The following is a 17,980-nucleotide window of genomic DNA, read 5'->3' on the forward strand; positions in this document are numbered from 1 at the left end:
CGGTCGGCAAACAGGACGGTCTCTAGAGACTGTTGGGGATCAGGGGACCCCGTAGGACAAAACAGCTCGGCCATGATGGTCTTCCTCCTTGCTTGTTTGCCAGTCGTTCACAAGACAGACAGGCAGACACACCCCACAGAACGCGGGAACCTCTGGCCTGCTGGGAGACGCGGGGTCTTGACAAGACAGCCCGACCCCGGCAGCTAGCAAGCGACCAACGATACAACAGCGGACAGACCAGAAAGACCGCTGATCGCGCTTGACAGCCGGGGTCAGACGTGGCATACTATCTCCAGACCTCGCTGTGCAAGCTCCCTGCCACTGGCTGTCGTCCAGAGCGCATCTAGCCAGTGGCAGGATGAACAATCAGCGAGCTATTGGAGCGCCTAAGTTGGAGCCTTAGGCGCTTCCGTATTTTTCCACACCTGCTATTCCAGAAATAGCAGGCTCCTGGCGCTTTCTTGCTGGTTCCCTCTATACCCCACCCCTGTCAGCACAACCCGACAGCTTACAGCCTGAAGCGGCAGGGAGAGCTGACACTCACCTTGTCCTAGGCCCAGTACCTCGAAGGATCACTGGCATCCGCTGCAATCGCAAGTGAGCCTGTGATCCCTACTCGACTGCTGAAGCGCATTCTCAACTCCCTTGGTCAGCAATCATCTCAACGACGGGCTTCCTTTACTGCTCTTACAAGGAGAGGATACACGATAATTACTCCAAAGTCAAGTGTTTAGAACCATATGGAACCAATCTATACTAACCACTGGACATCTACTCGCTGCGCCAGTATACTAGGGGTAAGAACTATGCACAAAACTACAATGTGGGAACGAGTTCTCATGGAGGAAGAGTACTTCTCCGCAGAAGATATTGCTAGAATGCTCCATGTCAATATAAAGCGCGTCTACCAGTGGATTAAAGAGAGTCGTCTGAAAGCGGCGAATATTGGGACGAAACGCCGCCCTAATTACCGGATCACCCGCAAGGCCCTCCAGGACTTTCTCAATCAGGGTGACGCGAGGTAGCTCATCTTGGTCTCACTCCTGTTCCTGTGACTCCGCTCTTCGCCTGCAAGCAGTCCTCTGCGGAGGAGCGCCTTTCTTTACCGTGCAGGCCAACCACTATCAGGAGGTAGTCTTTTTATGCGCCCTAGACGTAGCCAGGATCAGGGACTGCTCCTGTTTCAATGACATCTTCAACCAGCAGAGCCGTCATCGCTTTCTGAAGCGGGTGGGCTTGGCTGGTTTCTCGGCCAATACTCTGGCAACCATGCTTGAAGCCTGTGAAAGCCAGCACAGACCAATGCCAGGAGGGAGCCGCCTTCCTCCCCTGGATGAATCCAGGGGTCCCCGGCGGCATGCCCTTATGGACAGCAGTATCCTCACGCTCGCTGACGAGGATCTACACGCGGAATGGTGCGCTCTGTTGAAACGCTTGAGCGAGGAAGAGCGACCCCACTCCCTCCTACGCGGATACTTCTGCCGGCTCCTCCTGGACCGGCAGCTGCTGGAGGCCGCGACTTTGTCTAGACTGGCGCGCCGCCAATTGTCTCCCACCGTGCCGATTGAAGAGACCACCCTCTGGCTGGAGGGCCTGCTCAGTGGTCGGGGCCAGCGCTTGCTTGCTCTTGATGAGCTGTGGTACATGCTCGACGAGTGGTTACAGCATCTGACCAATGAGCAGTTCATGCTACTTTTACCCCTCCTGAGACGGGCCTTTCAAGACTTTACCGATGCCGAACGGCGCGCTATGGGTGAGAAAGTTCGCTATCTGTACCGCCCTCGCCCAGAACAGAGCAGCAGCGATGCTGCCGGGTTTGATGAGAAGCGAGCACGCCTTGTACTGCCTATCCTGAGCCGTTTGCTGGAGGTACCTCTGCATGCCGATTGAAGAGCAGGAGCGCCTGCGCCGCTGGCGCCTCATTCTTGGCCGTCAAGCTGCCGCCGCGCTCGGACTAGGGGCCGGCGAGTCGTCAGAGAAGCGATCACTGCTCAGTGGCGATGATGAGAGAATTGATCGCGCTCTGGAGATGCTCTATGATGCCGAGCGCAGCGGCGGGCTAGGTCCCTCAAACCCCTACATCCCGCGCTGGCTGGGGGACATCCGCACCTACTTCCCTACGCCAGCGGTGCGCGTCCTTCAGCAGGATGCCATCAAAAAACTTAATTTAAAGCAATTACTGCTAGAGCCAGAGCTGCTGGCCTCGGTTGAGGTTGACCTGCAGCTCGTTACAACGCTGCTCTCGCTCAAGAGCGCCCTGCCCGAGCGCACGCGCGAGACAGCGCGCAGTGTGGTGCGCAAGCTAGTTGAGGAGCTGGAGCGCAAATTAGCCTATCGTCTGGAGCAGGCGGTACGCGGCAGCTTGCGTCACATCAGCCGGACCATGCGTCCACGTCCTCCTGACATCGACTGGGACCGCACTATTCGCGTTAATCTCAAGCACTACCAGAGAGAGCAGCAAACGATTATTCCAGAGCGTCTCATTGGGCATCTACGGCGTCAGCGGCAGGCTGCCCTGCGCGATATTGTGCTCTGCGTCGACCAGAGCGGCTCAATGGCGGCCTCAGTTGTTTACGCCTCGATCTTCGGGGCGGTTCTGGCTTCGCTGCGAGCCATTTCGACACGCATGGTTGTCTTCGATACAGCGGTGGTCGACCTCAGTGAGCACCTGCAAGATCCGGTCGACCTGCTTTTCGGTGCTCAGCTCGGTGGAGGCACTGATATCAACTGCGCCTTGCGCTATTGCCAGCAGATCATCACACGCCCGCGTGAGACGGTCCTGGTGCTGATCACGGATCTCTACGAGGGAGGGGACGCCGAGCAGATGCTCAAGCGCGCGGCTGCACTGGTAGACAGCGGCGTCCAGTTCGTCTGCTTGCTTGCCCTGAGCGATCAGGGCACACCGGCTTTTCACACGGCGCTGGCGGAACGCCTGGCCGCCCTGGGCATCCCTACTTTCGCCTGCACGCCGGAGCTGTTCCCCGAGCTGATGGCCACCGCCCTGCAGCGTCGTGACCTGAACCTGTGGGCCGCCCAGCATGATATTGTCACCGTCCGCCCTAGCCAGTCTTGAGAAGGCCCAGACGGCACCGGACTTTCGCATGGTGAGCGCGGATCTCTATCTTTTGCTCGCCATGCAGCTTTCTTCACCGCGGGAGGGGGCAATCACCGGGTCTCTGTTTCATCGGTCAAGGAGCTAAAGAGATTGTTGAGTGCTTCGGCTAAAGTAGGATGGGCGAAGATGGCGTCGCGCAGGACTGTGTAGGGCAGTTTGCCAAGCATGGCGATCTCTAACATGGCCATGATTTCACCGCCCTCGATGCCGAGAATAGCCGCCCCCAGAATCTGCCCGCTATCGGCATCGACGATGGCTTTCATGAAGCCACGCGTCTCATCCACTTCGAGCGCGCGAGCAACTGCGTTCATAGGCATTCTGGCCACGCGAATGCGCCGTCCGCCTGCTCGCGCCTCGGCTTCGGTCAGGCCAACGCGCCCGAGCTGGGGATCAATGAAGATCGTGTAGGGCACCAGACGATCGCGGGTGCTCGCCTGGCCACCCTCCAGCAGATTGGTTTGCAGAATGCGAAAGTCATCGTAGGAGATGTGGGTAAAGGCAGGGCCAACACGGGCGTCGCCGATGGCATAGATGCCCGCTACATCGGTTTCGAGATGCTCGTTGACCAGGATGCGCCCGCGCTCGTCGGTACGCACGCCACAGGCTTCCAGATTCAGGGTGTCGGTATTGGGTAGGCGCCCAGCCGCCAGCAGGAGATGAGAGGCGCTGACCTGGCGCTCTCCCTGGGGAGTGGTCACGCTCAGGCGAAGCTGACCATCGGGGAGCTGCTCTATCTGCTGGGGAATGCTCTCCATCAGCAGGTCGATACCATCTTCGCGCAGAATCTGGGCTACTGCCTCGGCTACATCGTCATCTTCATGTGCTAGCAAGCGCTTGCCACGATGGACAAGCGTGACACGGCAGCCAAAGCGACGAAACATCTGGCCAAATTCGAGTCCAACATAGCCCCCACCGATGATGAGTAGATGGGATGGAAGACTATCCAGCTCCATAATCGAGGTCGAGTCTAAGGCCGCTACCGTTTCCAAGCCCGCCAGTTTTGGCCGGGCTGGTCTGGCCCCAACGTCGATTACAATGATCTCAGCGCGCAGACGGCGGAGCGCCCCATCGGTTAGCCTCACCTCTAGCTCTTTGGGCGCGACGAAGCGGGCTTCGCCCCTGAGCAGGTCGAGGCCCTCTACTTCTTTGAGCCGACGCTCGCTCCCCTGACGAAAGCTCTCAACAATGGCCCGCTTGCGCTGACGCACTACCTCCATCGCTACCTGCACCTCGCCTGCAGGAAGGTGCACCCCATAGCCGGCAGCACGACGTACAAGATAGGCGACGCGCGCGCTGGCTATCATGGTTTTGGTGGGAGTGCAGCCTGTGTTGATGCAGGTGCCCCCAACGTGCTCGCGCTCGATCAGGGCCGTCTTGCGCCCGGCCCTGGCCAGGGCTGTGGCCAGGGGACCACCCCCCTGACCGGCGCCGATGATCACGGCATCATAGACTGCCAAAGACGCTTCAGTGCTGGTCATTGCTGCTCTCTTTCTTTGCTCTTACAAGCTTGTCCGCTAGTCAGCCCGTCCTGTTTCCTCTCCTGGGCCCCGGTACTACAGCCAACACGCATGGCGGTAGAACATAGTGTCAGCTCATGCTCCCCTCTCAGTAGGAGCAGCAGCGAGGACTGGATCAGCCTGGCAGGCTTAGAGCACCTGCGTCCAGATAGCTATGCAGAGCCAGCTTGTTCTGTAACGTTCCCATTCTGTCGGCAGCTCGCTGAGGACCTGCGTTATTTCCTGGGGTGTCAGTCCAAGATGGTCCACAAGCACCGGCAGCAGATGGCGCAGAGCCTGGAGCACATCGCAGCAGCAGAGTTTTCCGATTTGCGACCCCCAGAGGGGAGCTACGATTTCTCGCACCTGTGGTATCAGACCAAGCTTCATGAGGCGCTCGGGCAGCCCCAGGACCAGCGAGAGCTGAATGCCCTGGCAGAGGAAGAGTCGGCGCAGCCAGTGCTGCACCAGTAAGGTTCGGGGACCAGGATTGAGACAGTGATCGCTCAGTTCGACAAATTCGATCCAGCCGGCAATGGCCGTCACACGCCTCAATTCTTTGAGTACCTGGTCCCAGGCCTCCAGAGGAATGGCCTCCGCCAGAAAACGCTGATGGGTATAGTCGCTTACGCCATCGTCCACCGGTAGCCCCTCAAGCAGGCTGGCCCGCGTCACCCGGCAATTGCGCGGCAGCCGGCGCAAGAGGGCCAGGTTGCTGTCAATCGTCAGGACAGCGGCCTCCCTCCAGCGCCGTGCTGCCTCTTTCGCCCAGATCCCTGTGCCCGTCCCTACATCCAGGATGACGCGCGGGTGCTCAACAGGTGCCAGGAAATGGGTGCCCAGGAGGCGGTAGAGGGTATAGTGCTGAAATTCCAGACGATCCTGCTCGCTGGCTGTGCGAGGCAACAGATAGACATCATGTACGTCAGGTCGGGCCTGCTGGCCCTGGTGAGAATCATTGAGCATGGCCAAACCTGCCTCTCCACAGTTATGATTGCAACGACCAGCTGAGGATTCCTGAGCAATATACGCTTGTGCTTCATTTGTGCACATCATACAGCCAGGAGCCTTGATAGCCGCTTGGCTTGAGGCCGCTGCTCGCACATCTTCGCGCTCAAGGGTAGCCCAATAGAGGAAGGGGCGTCAAGAGCATTGATGCTGTCAAGCTTCCGTCAGAGCTTCCTCCGGCACCTGCCAGCGAGCCAGCGGCCTCGCCTCAATGCAGAAAACTTCGTGGCGTACCGTGGGTTCTCTCCTGGTCAGGATAGCCAGCGCGCACTATAATACTACAAGGCAGTGCTTTCAGACGGAGGGCCGCTCGCTTCAGCAGGGCGGCCTTTAGCTTGCCGCTCCGGCCTTTGCGCCGTGATTAGCCCTCTGTGCTCCCAAGTCATGAACCGGGCGACTACGCCACTACTTCTGCTGGATAGGAATGATTCTGAATTGATGAGGAACGCCTTTAGCAGCACTCTGGGCACGAGTACAGAGTCAGAGCCTGCGTTTTTTCCTTGGCAGCGACAGCACTTGCTTTCACTGCTGACGGAGGCCCGCGAGCGCGCTCTGCGCACAAGGCGCCCCACACTTGTGAGCGTCAGCGGCCCTCTTACGCTTGCCAGGCACCTTTTGCCTTTTTCCGAAGCCCACCAGCTTCCGGCGGTTGAGAGCGCCGACGCCCGAGGGCGGTCCGCCAACGGGACAGAGCGATCAACCGCTGCAGTCTCAGCCGGGCTTGATCCCCTGCTTTGTTTCGCCATTGGGCCATCGCTCGGCTTCACAGAACGTTTCTACTGGCAAGAGCCAGGAGGGCAACAGATTCTGGTTGGTCTAGGTAGCGCAGTCACGCTGGAGGCCCAGGGGCCGGCACGCTTCCGCCAGTTGGCCGGGGCCTGGCAACGCCTGGCCACAGAGGCCCTGGTGGCGGCGAAGCCAGCGCCCGCAGCCCACAAGCAGCCCCTCTTGTTCGGCGGCTTCGCTTTTGATCCAGAGCAACCGCGCTCAACGCTCTGGGAGGGCTTCCCCGATGGGCTATTGCTGCTCCCCACTTTCCTGTTTACCTTTGCTGCCCCTGAACCCACCTTAACGGTTAACGTACTGGTCTCGGCAGAAAGGGACTCGCTTCAGCTAGGAGGCGATATTTTGGCGCAATTGGAAGCCCTGGCCCAGGCGCTGATTAGCCTCCCCGGTGTCCCTCCTCCTATACCCGCCGCCGCAACACCGTCCTCTCTACACCTTGAGCCGTTGCTGCCGCCAGCAGTCTGGATGGAACAGGTTGCCCAGGTAGTCCGTCAGATCCGCCTCGGCGCCTACGAAAAGGTGGTGCTCGCACGGGCAGTGCGCCTGCTCCGCCAGGATGGGAGCTTTGAGCCAGAGCCAGCCCTCCGGCGTCTACGCGAGGGGTACCAGGAGGCCTATCTCTTCGCGTTTAGCCGCGCCGGACGCTGCTTTCTGGGAGCGACGCCCGAACGCCTCGTGCAGGCCCACGGTGGGGCGCTAGAGACTATGGCCCTGGCCGGCTCCGCGCCCCGCGGTCGCACTCCCCACGAGGATGAGCAGCGAGCCTGTGAGTTGCTGCGCAGCAGCAAGAATCAGCGCGAACATCAGATCGTCGTGGAGATGCTTCGGCAAGCCCTCGACAGTCTGTGCATCGAGATTCACAGCGATCCCGAGCCGCATCTGCGTCGTCTGAAGAATATTCAGCATCTGGAGACGCGCATTACCGGTAGATTGCAGCCTGGCCGGTCCATATTGGAGGCCCTAGAAGAGCTGCACCCCACGCCGGCAGTCGGGGGCTTTCCGCGTGCCGCCGCTCTGGCCGCGATTCGCGCTGGTGAGCAGCTTGACCGCGGCTGGTATGCGGCTCCTATTGGTTGGGTGGATGCCGCCGGTAATGGGTCCTTCGCCGTGGCCCTGCGCTCAGCCCTCCTTCGGGACCACGAGGCAACGCTCTTCGCCGGCGGCGGGATTGTGGCCGATTCTGATCCGGCCAGCGAGTATGCTGAGACCCGCTGGAAATTTCGCGCCATGCTAGGGGCGCTGGGAGTGGAAGAAGACGATGACGAGAGCAGCTTCCGATAGATCGACACCACCCAATCCGCTCTACGCTTACGTTGGAGCCTTTGTCTCCGAGCTGCGACGGGCAGGCATTGCCCATGTGGTAATCTGCCCCGGCTCGCGTTCAACACCGCTCGCGCTGGCCTGCGCAGAGGAAAAGGGCCTGCGCGTCTGGATGCACATCGATGAGCGCGCGGCAGCTTTCTTTGCCCTCGGCATGGCCAAGCGGCTGGCCTCGCCCGTGGCTTTGCTGTGTACCTCGGGGACAGCGGCAGCGAACTTTTTTCCGGCCATTATCGAGGCCAGGCTGACGCGCGTGCCTCTGGTCGTTCTGACCGCTGACCGCCCGCACGAGCTGCGCGACTGCGGAGCGCCCCAGACCATCGATCAGAACCGTCTCTATGGCGTCTATGTGAAATGGTTTATGGATGTGGCCCTGCCCGAGGCCACAACGACAGCCCTGCGCTATATCCGCACGCTGGCCAATCGCGCCGTGGCTCTGGCGCGCGCCAGACCCGCCGGGCCGGTACATCTCAATCTGCCTTTTCGTGAGCCACTGACGCCCGAGCCACAGCTGCAGCAGCTCCCTCCGGCCAGCGAGCGTGAGCCGCTCGCCTGGGAAGGGCGGGCCGAGCAGGCTCCCTATGTGCGGGTCACAGAGGCAGAAGGCGCCGGCCTGCCTGCGACAACGGTGGCGCGTCTGGCAGCCCTGCTGCGCCAGTATCGCCGTGGCTTGATCATCGCCGGGCCACAGAGCGAGCCGCGTCTGGCCCCGGCGCTTCAACGGCTAGCCGAGCGCTGCGGCTATCCGTTGCTGGCTGATCCGCTCTCGCAGGTGCGCAGCAGCGGGCAGCCCACTGGTCCAGTTCTGTGTAGCTACGACGCTTTCCTGCGCAGCGAGCGCTTTGTCGCCAGTGCTGCCCCCGATCTGGTGCTGCGCTTCGGCGCAATGCCTACCTCTAAGCCGCTCTTGCTCTATTTGCAGCGCTATGCCGATCGGCCTCTGCTGGTGGTCGATGGCGCCGGTGGCTGGGAGGAGCCGACGCAGCTCGCCTGCGAAATGCTCCATGCCGATCCCGTGGTCGTCTGCGAGCAGTTGGTAGAGGCTCTGGCAGAGACAAGCGACGGTGAGGAGCGTCATGAGCCTTGGCTGGAGCGCTGGCAACAGGCTGAGCGGCTAACGCAGCAGGCCCTGCGCTGTACAATGGAGACATTTAGTCAGCTGTTCGAGGGTCGGGTTTTTAGCGAGCTGGCCGAACTGCTGCCCGACGGCAGCACGCTCTACGTGGGCAATAGCATGCCCGTTCGTGACCTGGATACCTTCTTCTGGAGCGAACGGCCCATTCGCTGCCTGGGTAACCGCGGCGCCAATGGGATCGATGGCGTCCTCTCCAGCGCCCTCGGCGTTAGCGCCGCTCAGCAGGCCCTGGCTGACCCGAGTCCCGTGGTGCTGGTCATCGGCGACCTGGCCTTTCTCCACGATCTCAACGGCCTGATAGCTGCCCATCTACATCAGTTGCCGTTGCTGGTCATTCTGATCAATAACGATGGCGGCGGGATCTTCTCATTCCTGCCCCAGGCAGCCTACCCCGAGCACTTCGAGCAACTTTTCGGAACGCCCACCGGCTTAAACTTCGCTCCCGCCGTAGAGATGTACGGCGGACGATTCCGCCGCATTAGCTCCTGGGAGGAGTTCCGCAGCGCCTGCCGGGAAGGGCTGAGTCAGGGCGGACTCCAGGTGATCGAGGTTGCCACAGAGCGAGCAAGTAATGTACAGCTTCATCGCCAGCTCTGGCGAGCGGTAGACCAGGCATTGCCCCCAGAGGCCAGTGAGGAAGTATAATGAAGCTACAGGTTGAGCGTCTTCTTCTCCAGGTCAACGGGCTGCATCTGAGTCTGCTCCAGGCTTGCCCGACGGACCAGCAAGATCAGCCGGCCTTGATCCTGCTACACGGTTTCACAGGCAGTGCTCTCAGCTGGGGTTCCTTGCTTGAGGAGTTTGCCAGCGCAGGTCTCAGGGTCATTGCTTTTGATCTGCATGGCCACGGCCTCTCAGAGGCTCCCGCGGCTCCTGAGCGCTACAGCATGGAGCACTGCCAGGCCGATTTGCTAGCAGCCTTGCGGCAGCTCGGAATCGCTCCCTCCGAGGCGATTCTACTCGGTTACTCGCTAGGTGGGCGCATCGCGCTCTACTGTGCCTTTTCCGGTTTCTTCCGCGCCCTCATTCTGGAAAGCGCCTCGCCCGGCCTGGCCGATCCCCAGGAGCGTGCGGCGCGCCAGCGCCAGGACGAGGAGCTGGCCGCCAGCATCGAGCGCGAAGGGATAGCTGCCTTTGTCGCCCGTTGGGAGCAACAGCCGCTCTTTGCCAGCCACCAGCGGCTGCCCGAGGAACGCCGGGCCGCTCTGCGCGCCCAGCGCCTGGCCAATCGTCCGCAGGGTCTGGTTGGCAGCCTGCGCGGCGTAGGCACGGGGGTGCAGCCCCCGCTGCATGCACGACTGCCGGAGCTATCGCTGCCGGTCTTGTTGATCTGTGGGGCCCTGGACGAGAAGTTCTGCACCATCGGCAAGGAGATGGCTCGCCTCCTGCCCAGAGCCACCTTAGCTATCGTGCCAGACGCCGGTCACACGGTCCATCTGGAGCAACCAGCGCGCTTCGCCGAGCTGGTTCTCTCGTTTTGTTCTGATCTGGTACCCTTGCGAGGGCAGAGATCTGACGCAACAACAGCGCAGTAATTATTATTAACGGAGAAAGGGGAATATTACCAAGCTATGCCTGTCAACTGGCAAAAGGTCTGCGATTATCAGGACATTATTTTCGAGAAGGCCGAGGGCATCGGTAAGATCACGATCAATCGCCCGGAAGTGCATAACGCTTTTCGCCCGGAAACCCTGAGCGAAATGATCGACGCCTTCAACCGCTGCCGCGAGGACCCCGAGATCGGCGTGGTGATCCTGACGGGCGCTGGCACAAAGGCTTTCTGCTCCGGCGGCGACCAGCGCGTGCGTGGCGAGGGCGGCTATGTTGATCAGGGCGGCGTACCCCGCCTCAACGCCCTCGATCTCCAGAAGGTCATCAAGTATCTGCCTAAGCCCGTCATTGCAATGGTGGCCGGCTACGCCATTGGTGGCGGCCATGTGTTGCATGTGCTCTGCGATCTGACAATTGCCGCCGACAATGCGCGCTTTGGTCAGGCAGGGCCGCGCGTGGGCAGCTTTGATGCCGGTTGGGGTGCGACCATGCTGGCGCGGATCGTCGGTCATAAGAAGGCACGCGAGATCTGGTATCTTTGCCGCCAGTATACGGCCCAGGAAGCCTACGAGATGGGACTGGTCAATAAGGTAGTGCCGCTGGAAGAGCTGGAGGAGGAGACCATTAAGTGGGCTAAAGAGCTCCTGGAGAAGAGTCCTACGGCGCTACGCTTCCTCAAGGCAGCTTTCAACGCCGATACCGACGGCCTGGCTGGTTTGCAGGACCTGGCCGGCAATGCGACCATGCTTTTCTATATGACTGACGAGGGCAAAGAGGGACGCAACGCTTTCCTGGAGAAGCGTAAGCCGAATTTTTCCAAGTTCCCGCGCCTACCCTAGCCGGCCATTCAGGGGATCAGGGACGTAGTTGCGATGGCCGCCGATCTCACGCTTGAGCGCATCCACTGGCAGGTCTATTGCCTGCCGCTACGCGCGCCCTTTCGCACGGCGCACGGTCTGCTGAGCAGGCGCCGGGGAGCAATTGTCGAGGTGAGCAGCGCCGGCGGTAGTCTCCAGGGCTATGGCGAACTGGCACCGCTACCACCCTTTAGCCCAGCGCTGAGCAGTGTCCTGGCGGCCTTGCCTACCCTGGTGAAGAGCTTGGAAAGGACCTCGCTGGGCGAGGCTCTGGCCCTACTCCAGGAGGAGCAAGAAGCAGGCCGCCTGCCAGCTCCGGCAATCTTCGCGCTGGAGGTGGCTTTGCTCGATCTGCGCGCTCGCGCCCTTGGGCAGGGATTGCTCGCTCCCTATGCCCGCCGCGCCGTACCCGTCAATGCGGTCATTGGCGCGTCCAAACCTGATGAGGCCGCGCAGGCCGCTCGCCAGGCCGTGGCCGCCGGCTTTCGCTGCCTCAAGCTCAAGCTAAGCGGCAATGAGCAGCAGGACGGCGAGCGCCTGGCAGCGGTGCGCGCCAGCGTGGGAGGGGCTATCGCGCTGCGCCTGGACGCTAATGCCAGCTGGAGCCTGGCCCAGGCCGAGCGCCTGCTACGGGCCTATGCCCCCTACGACATCGCCTATGTTGAGCAGCCTCTCGCCGCCGACGATCTGGAAGGATTGCGTCAACTGCGCCGTCGCTCTCCCATTCCCATCGCGGTCGACGAGGGCCTGAGCGGTCTGGAAAGCGCGCACCAGGTACTGCGCCTGGAGGCCGCCGATGTGCTCATCCTGAAGCCGCAGTTTCTCGGCGGCCTCCGACCGACTTTACAGATCATCGAGCAAGCCGCTACGCGCGGGCTGACCTGCGTTCTCACCAGCGCCCTGGAGGCTGGTATCGGCGTCTGCGCCACCCTTCACCTGGCCGCTGCTCACCCCGCCCTGACTCAGGCCGCCGGTCTGGCCACCCTCTCGCTGCTAAGGACAGACCTGCTCTCGGAGCCGCTCGCCTTCAACGATGGCCAGCTCCAGTTACCGCCAGGGCCGGGCCTGGGCGTGAGACCAGACCGGGCAGCCCTGGCCCGCTATTCTTCAGTACTATAAGAAAAGGTCTCTGAAAGGAGGGAGAAGAGAGAGAAGCATGGACAGGGACTCTCTCCAGACCGCAGCGGGTTCCATTCTCCTGCCCGACTGGCTGCAGCGCTGCGCAGAAAATCGTCCCCAGCATCTGGCTGTCCAGAGCGGAGCTTTGCGCTGGAGCTTTGCCGAGCTGGTGCAGCAGGCCACTCACCTGGCCCAGCAGCTCGCTGCGCTTGGCGTCCGTAGCGGCAGTCGAGTCGCCTTGCTAGCCGCCAACAGCCCGGCTTACGTTGCCTGCGTCCATGCCCTGACCCGCCTGCGGGCCATACTTGTCCCGCTCAACACGCGTCTGAGTGAGACCGAACTTGGCTGGCAGCTGCAGGATGCCCGCGTCAATCTGCTGCTCAGTGATCCAGGCCAGGCGGATCGGGCCCGCAGTCTGGTTGCTGCCCGGCCACAGCTCGCCTCAGCTATCCTGCAGCTGCGACCCGATGGTAGCGTCGAGCTTGATCCGTCCCCCCCACAGACGCAGAGAACAACCTTCACGCCCGCCCCATTGATCGATCTCAACGCCGTGCAAGCGATCATGTATACATCCGGCACCACGGGCCAGCCAAAGGGCGTGCTCATTACCTATGGGATGCACTGGTGGAATGCTATCGGCTCGGCGCTAAACCTGGGTCACCACCTCGACGACTGCTGGCTGGCCTGCCTGCCTTTCTTCCATATCGGCGGCCTGACCATCATCATGCGCAGTGCCATCTACGGCATCAGCATCAATGTTCACGAGAAATTCGACGCCCGAGCTGTCAATCACTCTATTTTCAGTGAGGGCGTCACGATCATCTCGGTCGTGGCTGTTATGTTGCAGCGCATGCTGGAGGCGCTGGAGAGCGAACAACCCGGAACAGGCTATCCAGCATACCTGCGCTGCGTCCTTCTCGGTGGAGGGCCGGCGCCGCGCCCCTTGCTCGAAGCCTGCGCAGCGCGCGGCATTCCCGTCGTCCAGACCTATGGCCTGACTGAAGCCTGCTCACAGGCGGCCACACTGTCGCCCGCCGATGCCCTGCGCAAGCTCGGCTCTGCCGGGCGCCCGCTACCTCCGGTGCAGTTGGAGATCCGCCAGGAGGGCCGGCGGACCGCTCCCGGGGAGGCCGGGATGATCTATCTCAAGGGACCGACTATCACCCCGGGATATCTCGACCGTCCCGCGGCAACACGCGAGGCGCTGCAGGATGGCTGGCTGGCTACCGGCGATATCGGCTATCTCGATGAAGAGGGCTATCTCTACGTGCTTGATCGTCGCTCCGATCTGATCATCTCGGGCGGCGAGAACATCTATCCCGCTGAAATTGAAGCCGCCTTGTTGAGCCATCCCGCCGTTGCGGAGGCCGGTGTCTGCGGCCAGCCCGACCCGCGTTGGGGCCAGGTGCCGATCGCTTTCGTGCGTCTGCACCCGGGCCAGTCAACGAGCACCGAGTCGCTGCTCTCCCATCTGCAAACACGTCTGGCACGCTATAAGCTGCCACGCGCTATCTACTTTGTGGGCGAGCTGCCGCGCAACTCCTCTGGCAAATTATTGCGCCGCCAGCTTCCCTCTCTGCTTGATCATGCGCTAGACTGAGGGTAAAGTCGCCCTGGTAGCACTGCAGGTAGCTCAGCAGCGACTTCGACCTCAGTACGCCTAGCTCGCAGAGCAAAGAAGCGAAGGAAGAGAAAGGAGCCACACCAGTGCAACGCATCGCCTTCTTGATGAGCGTGAAGCCCGGCTACGAGGAGGAATATAAGCGCCGTCACGATGAAATCTGGCCAGAGATGCTGGAGGCGTTGCATCGCGCCGGCGCCCGCAACTATAGCATCTTCCGCCACGGGACCCAGCTTTTCGCCTACCTCGAAACCGATGACTTCGAGCGCATGGCCAAAACTCTGGCAGCGGACCCGGTCAATCAGCGCTGGCAGCAGTGGATGGCCGAAATCATGACCCAGGAGATCGATCCACAGACCCATTGGCCGCCGCTGCTACCTGAAATGTTTCATATGGATTAACATCGCAGCTTACCCCTTAGTTGAGCTACTCTCTGGGTGCGGGGTCGCCCAGGCCCTCCTGGTCTTGGGCGGCCTCGTCTTCTTATGAGCTGGCTCCCCCAGGGGTTCTTTGCCAGATCAGGTGACCAACGCAGCGGCTCAGTTCTCCCCTGTCTCTCTGTCACCGTTCTCATTCGTGTTGAGAGAGGTGATGCATCGCTTCAGGTGAAAAAGCTTGACCATTGTCATAGCACGTCATGGAGGTCACCATGCCCGACAAAAAGCCCCTCAAAGGGGTAGGCGAAAAAGAAGAGCGACAGTACGAACACATCAAAGAAGAGGCAGAGAAGAGCGGTCGCTACGGCAAGCGAGCACGAGAGGTAGCTGCCCGCACCGTCATGAAGCAACACCACGAGAAAGGGCATAAGCCAGGCGAGTAGCAGCTCGTCTCTTCACCGCCCACTTCTGTGCAGAGAGGGGGTGCTCGCCCGAGGCCAGGGAAGAGCAGCCTGCTTCTCTGCCCGCGCCCGGTGATCTGGACAGGTGCACAGGGGCCGGGCACCAGGCGAGCCTCCGCCTCTCCCTGCTTTCCTCGTCTCTCGGAACTTACCAAAAGCAAGACAGTCTCCGAAGCCATCCGCTCTTGACACTCCCGCCGCAATTGCCTATAACTAAACCAACAGGAGAGGTGGAGGTTTCCGGTCCATTGCTGGGCAGCCAGTCAGGGCGGGAGAGGAGCCAGCCCTTCACAATCCTCCCAGGCAGGGCTGGAGCCAAGCCAGGCATGCAGCTACAACCCAAGAGCAGTCTCGGCAGCGCAGCCAGGCCACATGTCGAAACCGCCTGCGGCATCCCCTCGCTCATAATGGGCTATGGACTGGAAGATGGAGCCGCACGCGGCATCGATGAAGAAGTCAGCTACCAGCCGCTGGGCGTCTGCGCCGCCATCACTCCCTTCAACTTCCCCTTCATGATTGCCTTCTGGTTCTGGCCCTACGCCGTCGCCTGCGGCAATACCTTCACGTCAAACCCTCTGAACAAGATCCCCTCGTTCCGCAGCGCGTCTTTGAACCCATTGACCAGCTCGGCTTCCTGCCCGGCGTCATCAACCCTGTCAACGCATGAAGATGCTGTGAGCAGCCGGCGTCGCCTCGCCCCCTGGTTGGGCGAGCACTTGCGAGGAGGGAGGCGCCTGTCAATTTTTGGTCTAGTGGTCTAGATGTCTTGACAGATTGCCGTAAAGGGGGTATAGTTTCTAGAGAACTGGTCTAGACGATCTGTCATATTTCTCAAAAGAGGGGTCGGAGGCAGGAGGGCTGCGCCGACCGGGAAAGGAGTGACGAGAGCCGGGCACGGCGTCGCAGTGGGGTGCCCGCAGCGGGGAGCGGGCCAACAAGCGTGCGTTCGTGACACCGATCCGCAGAGACACGAGACGAGAGGGGGAACCATTACCTCAGCACAATCGACAACGACCAGAGCGCTCAGCTAGGCTGCGCCGAGGTGAGTAGTCAGGCGAGGTGTAACTCGAACGGACTCGGGCGCGGCAGAAGCCAGAGAGCACGGGCAACAATTTCCTCGCTGGCCAGGGGCAGGCTGGTACCCTATGACAGCGTTCTCCAGTCTGCGCCGATCAGGTCCACGCGGAGCATCAACAAGCGGTCGATACTCACCGTATTTCAAGAGCCGTTACAGGAGGTTCTTTGTGTTTGGCAACTCAGAGCGCAAAACAGGCATGAAGCGCAAGGCCGGCACCCTGTGTCTCAGCCTCCTGGCCATCCTTGCGCTGCTGCTCACAGCCTGCGGCGGGAGCAGCTCGCAGAGCAGCCAGTCCGGCAAAAAGGTCCTCACCCTGGCTGCGCAAGCCAGCGCCTTCACCGACCAGGGCTTTAACCCCTACGCCCCCACGCCGAATATTGGCATCAATGGCTTTGTCTACGAGCCACTTGAATTCTGCAACGTCAACGACAACACCTATCATCCTCTACTGGCGCTCAGCCATCAATTCAACAGCGATTACACCCAGGTTACCTTTCACCTGCGGCAGGGCGTCAAATGGAACGATGGCCAGCCCTTCAGCGCCGATGATGTTGTCTTCACCTTCAACGCTCTTAAGCAATATCCTGCCGCGGACCTCAATGGAGACTGGGGCTATCTCAAGAGTGTCACGGCGCCCGACGCCAACACAGTCGTCATGACCTTCCAGAAGCCCTTCCCCGGGGCGATCTATTATATTGCCGGCCTGACGGTCATCATTCCCAAGCACATCTTCGCATCGGTCGGCGATGTCACCAAATATTACAGCAGCAAGCCAGTCGGCACTGGCCCCTTCGTTGTAGCCAAATACACGTCTGATCTTCTGGTACTTGACAAGAACCCCAACTACTACCAGGCCAACCTGGTCAAGGTCGACGAAATCAAAGAGCCGCGCTACAAAGACAACGATGCCTTCAAGCTGGTCATGCCCAGCGGCCAGGTCGACTGGTCGGGCTACTATGCAGACAATCTGCAGCAGAACTTTGTGGCCAAGGACCCGCAGCACTTCCACTACTTCATGGCGCCCGTTGACGAGTTTGGCATCTTCATCGATGTGCACGATCCGTTGCTGAGCGACGTGGCGGTACGTAAGGCGATCAGCGTGGCCATTGACCGGCAAGCGGCGGCCCAGCAGGGCGAGTCGGGCCTTGTCCCCCCTGCACCGCAAACCGGCCTGCTCCCCACGCCAGGCAACCAGCAATATATCTTGCCGGAATATGCCAATCTGTCCACCACGCCCAACGCCAGCCAGGCTCAACAGATCCTCAAGAGCGCCGGCTATACCCAGGGAAGCGACGGCATCTTCACCAAGAATGGCCAGCGCCTCTCCTTTGAGCTGATCTCAGTCGCCGAGTACTCTGACTGGAATAAGTGGGCCCAGGTAGTGCAGAGCAACCTCAAGGCAGCCGGCATTGATATCCATATCAAGCTTATGCCGGAGGCGCAGTATCTGACCTTCCGCGCAGAAGCGAAGCCCTACCAGCTGATGATCAGCGGTGTGGGTGGTGGCCCAACTCCCTACTTCATTTACAACGGCACCCTGAGCAGCCAGAGCCTCCCGCCCAATGGGCGCAACAGCAGCTACTGGAAGGATGCCCAGACCGATAAGCTCCTCCAGCAGTTCGCCTCGACGATGGACCCCGCGGTCCAGAAGCAGGCGATCCAGGGTCTGGAGCGCATCATGGTTGAGCAGGTGCCCTGGATTCCGGTGGTGGCCGGCGCTCGCTGGTTCGAGTACAGCACCATGCGCTTCACTGGCTGGCCCGACCAGCAGAACCAGTACGCCGTCGGCTCGCCCTACTCTTACCCCGATAATGAGATTATCGTGATGCACCTGCAGCCCGTTTCGTAGGCTCCTTTCCCTACTTCCGGGACCTGCCGAGCAGGGGGAAGGCCTCTCGGCCCTGGCCTGAGAGGCCTTCCTCCTTGTCTGAGGCCAGTCCAGGCCAGAGAGACGGCAGGCAAATGTAATTGGTCACTACCTTGACCGTTGTTCTGCTTCGATCTTGATGGTATACTCCCCCCAGATGGGGAGATTCTCTTAGGAGCGCGCCTTACC

At 60.9% G+C, this 17,980-nt stretch carries 14 protein-coding genes and 1 pseudogene; 13 read left to right on the top strand and 2 right to left on the bottom strand.

Annotated elements, in window-relative coordinates:
• The first annotated feature begins 839 nt into the window (after positions 1-839).
• The 3 genes from IRZ31_RS21360 (at position 840) to IRZ31_RS06385 (ending at position 3,073) form a co-directional block, all read left to right on the top strand.
• Positions 840-1,025, top strand: coding sequence for a helix-turn-helix domain-containing protein (locus tag IRZ31_RS21360; protein WP_363325645.1), 186 nt, complete (start codon positions 840-842; stop codon positions 1,023-1,025).
• A gap of 340 nt (positions 1,026-1,365) precedes the next feature.
• Complete coding sequence (locus IRZ31_RS06380) at positions 1,366-1,890, top strand: DUF5682 family protein (protein ID WP_297151189.1); 525 nt, start codon at positions 1,366-1,368, stop codon at positions 1,888-1,890.
• Complete coding sequence (locus IRZ31_RS06385; RefSeq protein WP_297151192.1) at positions 1,880-3,073, top strand: VWA domain-containing protein; 1,194 nt, start codon at positions 1,880-1,882, stop codon at positions 3,071-3,073. Before IRZ31_RS06380 ends, IRZ31_RS06385 begins: the two co-directional genes overlap by 11 nt.
• A gap of 92 nt (positions 3,074-3,165) precedes the next feature.
• Here the strand turns inward: IRZ31_RS06385 and IRZ31_RS06390 are convergent, their stop codons facing one another.
• Both IRZ31_RS06390 and IRZ31_RS06395 read right to left on the bottom strand, forming a co-directional pair.
• The gene (locus IRZ31_RS06390; RefSeq protein ID WP_297151195.1) at positions 3,166-4,593 is read right to left on the bottom strand and encodes a mercuric reductase; all 1,428 of its coding nucleotides are present in this window, start codon (positions 4,591-4,593) and stop codon (positions 3,166-3,168) included.
• Positions 4,594-4,761: 168 nt separating this feature from the next.
• Positions 4,762-5,577, bottom strand: coding sequence for a class I SAM-dependent methyltransferase (locus IRZ31_RS06395; protein WP_297151198.1), 816 nt, complete (start codon positions 5,575-5,577; stop codon positions 4,762-4,764).
• A gap of 558 nt (positions 5,578-6,135) precedes the next feature.
• Here IRZ31_RS06395 and IRZ31_RS06400 point away from each other — a divergent pair.
• The 10 genes and pseudogenes from IRZ31_RS06400 to IRZ31_RS06445 all read left to right on the top strand — a co-directional run bounded on the left by IRZ31_RS06400 (position 6,136) and on the right by IRZ31_RS06445 (position 17,773).
• Positions 6,136-7,686 carry an isochorismate synthase gene (locus IRZ31_RS06400; protein ID WP_297151201.1) on the top strand — a complete coding sequence of 517 codons (1,551 nt, stop codon included), beginning with the start codon at positions 6,136-6,138 and terminating at the stop codon, positions 7,684-7,686.
• Positions 7,664-9,505, top strand: a complete 1,842-nt coding sequence (gene menD / locus IRZ31_RS06405) for a 2-succinyl-5-enolpyruvyl-6-hydroxy-3-cyclohexene-1-carboxylic-acid synthase (RefSeq protein ID WP_297151204.1) — start codon at positions 7,664-7,666, stop codon at positions 9,503-9,505. Before IRZ31_RS06400 ends, menD begins: the two co-directional genes overlap by 23 nt.
• Positions 9,505-10,395, top strand: coding sequence for a 2-succinyl-6-hydroxy-2,4-cyclohexadiene-1-carboxylate synthase (gene menH, locus IRZ31_RS06410; RefSeq protein WP_297151206.1), 891 nt, complete (start codon positions 9,505-9,507; stop codon positions 10,393-10,395). The genes menD and menH overlap by 1 nt, the downstream gene beginning before the upstream one ends.
• A gap of 36 nt (positions 10,396-10,431) precedes the next feature.
• Positions 10,432-11,250 (top strand): 1,4-dihydroxy-2-naphthoyl-CoA synthase, encoded by an 819-nt coding sequence (gene menB / locus IRZ31_RS06415; protein WP_297151209.1) that lies wholly within the window; start codon positions 10,432-10,434, stop codon positions 11,248-11,250.
• Between the two features lie 33 nt (positions 11,251-11,283).
• Positions 11,284-12,387 carry an o-succinylbenzoate synthase gene (gene menC, locus IRZ31_RS06420; protein WP_297151212.1) on the top strand — a complete coding sequence of 368 codons (1,104 nt, stop codon included), beginning with the start codon at positions 11,284-11,286 and terminating at the stop codon, positions 12,385-12,387.
• A 37-nt stretch (positions 12,388-12,424) separates the two neighbouring features.
• Positions 12,425-13,987 (top strand): o-succinylbenzoate--CoA ligase, encoded by a 1,563-nt coding sequence (locus IRZ31_RS06425; protein WP_297151215.1) that lies wholly within the window; start codon positions 12,425-12,427, stop codon positions 13,985-13,987.
• Between the two features lie 107 nt (positions 13,988-14,094).
• Positions 14,095-14,409, top strand: coding sequence for an L-rhamnose mutarotase (locus IRZ31_RS06430; protein WP_297151217.1), 315 nt, complete (start codon positions 14,095-14,097; stop codon positions 14,407-14,409).
• Positions 14,410-14,657: 248 nt separating this feature from the next.
• The gene (locus IRZ31_RS06435; RefSeq protein ID WP_297151219.1) at positions 14,658-14,828 is read left to right on the top strand and encodes a hypothetical protein; all 171 of its coding nucleotides are present in this window, start codon (positions 14,658-14,660) and stop codon (positions 14,826-14,828) included.
• Between the two features lie 389 nt (positions 14,829-15,217).
• A pseudogene (locus IRZ31_RS06440) lies at positions 15,218-15,507 on the top strand (aldehyde dehydrogenase family protein); the annotation flags it as partial.
• A gap of 583 nt (positions 15,508-16,090) precedes the next feature.
• Positions 16,091-17,773, top strand: coding sequence for an ABC transporter substrate-binding protein (locus tag IRZ31_RS06445; protein WP_297151224.1), 1,683 nt, complete (start codon positions 16,091-16,093; stop codon positions 17,771-17,773).
• Positions 17,774-17,980 lie beyond the last annotated feature (207 nt).

The sequence above is a fragment of the Thermogemmatispora sp. genome (genome assembly GCF_019683635.1).
In the GTDB taxonomy this organism is placed as follows: Bacteria; Chloroflexota; Ktedonobacteria; order Ktedonobacterales; family Ktedonobacteraceae; genus Thermogemmatispora.

Bases quoted from the DNA above. Each gene is read 5' to 3' on its own strand.
- IRZ31_RS21360 (WP_363325645.1), top strand. From the start codon at position 840: ATGGAGGAAGAGTACTTCTCCGCAGAAGATATTGCTAGAATGCTCCAT.
- IRZ31_RS06380 (WP_297151189.1), top strand. From the start codon at position 1,366: ATGGACAGCAGTATCCTCACGCTCGCTGACGAGGATCTACACGCGGAA.
- IRZ31_RS06385 (WP_297151192.1), top strand. From the start codon at position 1,880: ATGCCGATTGAAGAGCAGGAGCGCCTGCGCCGCTGGCGCCTCATTCTT.
- IRZ31_RS06390 (WP_297151195.1), bottom strand. From the start codon at position 4,593: ATGACCAGCACTGAAGCGTCTTTGGCAGTCTATGATGCCGTGATCATC.
- IRZ31_RS06395 (WP_297151198.1), bottom strand. From the start codon at position 5,577: ATGCTCAATGATTCTCACCAGGGCCAGCAGGCCCGACCTGACGTACAT.
- menD (WP_297151204.1), top strand. From the start codon at position 7,664: ATGACGAGAGCAGCTTCCGATAGATCGACACCACCCAATCCGCTCTAC.
- menH (WP_297151206.1), top strand. From the start codon at position 9,505: ATGAAGCTACAGGTTGAGCGTCTTCTTCTCCAGGTCAACGGGCTGCAT.
- menB (WP_297151209.1), top strand. From the start codon at position 10,432: ATGCCTGTCAACTGGCAAAAGGTCTGCGATTATCAGGACATTATTTTC.
- menC (WP_297151212.1), top strand. From the start codon at position 11,284: ATGGCCGCCGATCTCACGCTTGAGCGCATCCACTGGCAGGTCTATTGC.
- IRZ31_RS06425 (WP_297151215.1), top strand. From the start codon at position 12,425: ATGGACAGGGACTCTCTCCAGACCGCAGCGGGTTCCATTCTCCTGCCC.
- IRZ31_RS06435 (WP_297151219.1), top strand. From the start codon at position 14,658: ATGCCCGACAAAAAGCCCCTCAAAGGGGTAGGCGAAAAAGAAGAGCGA.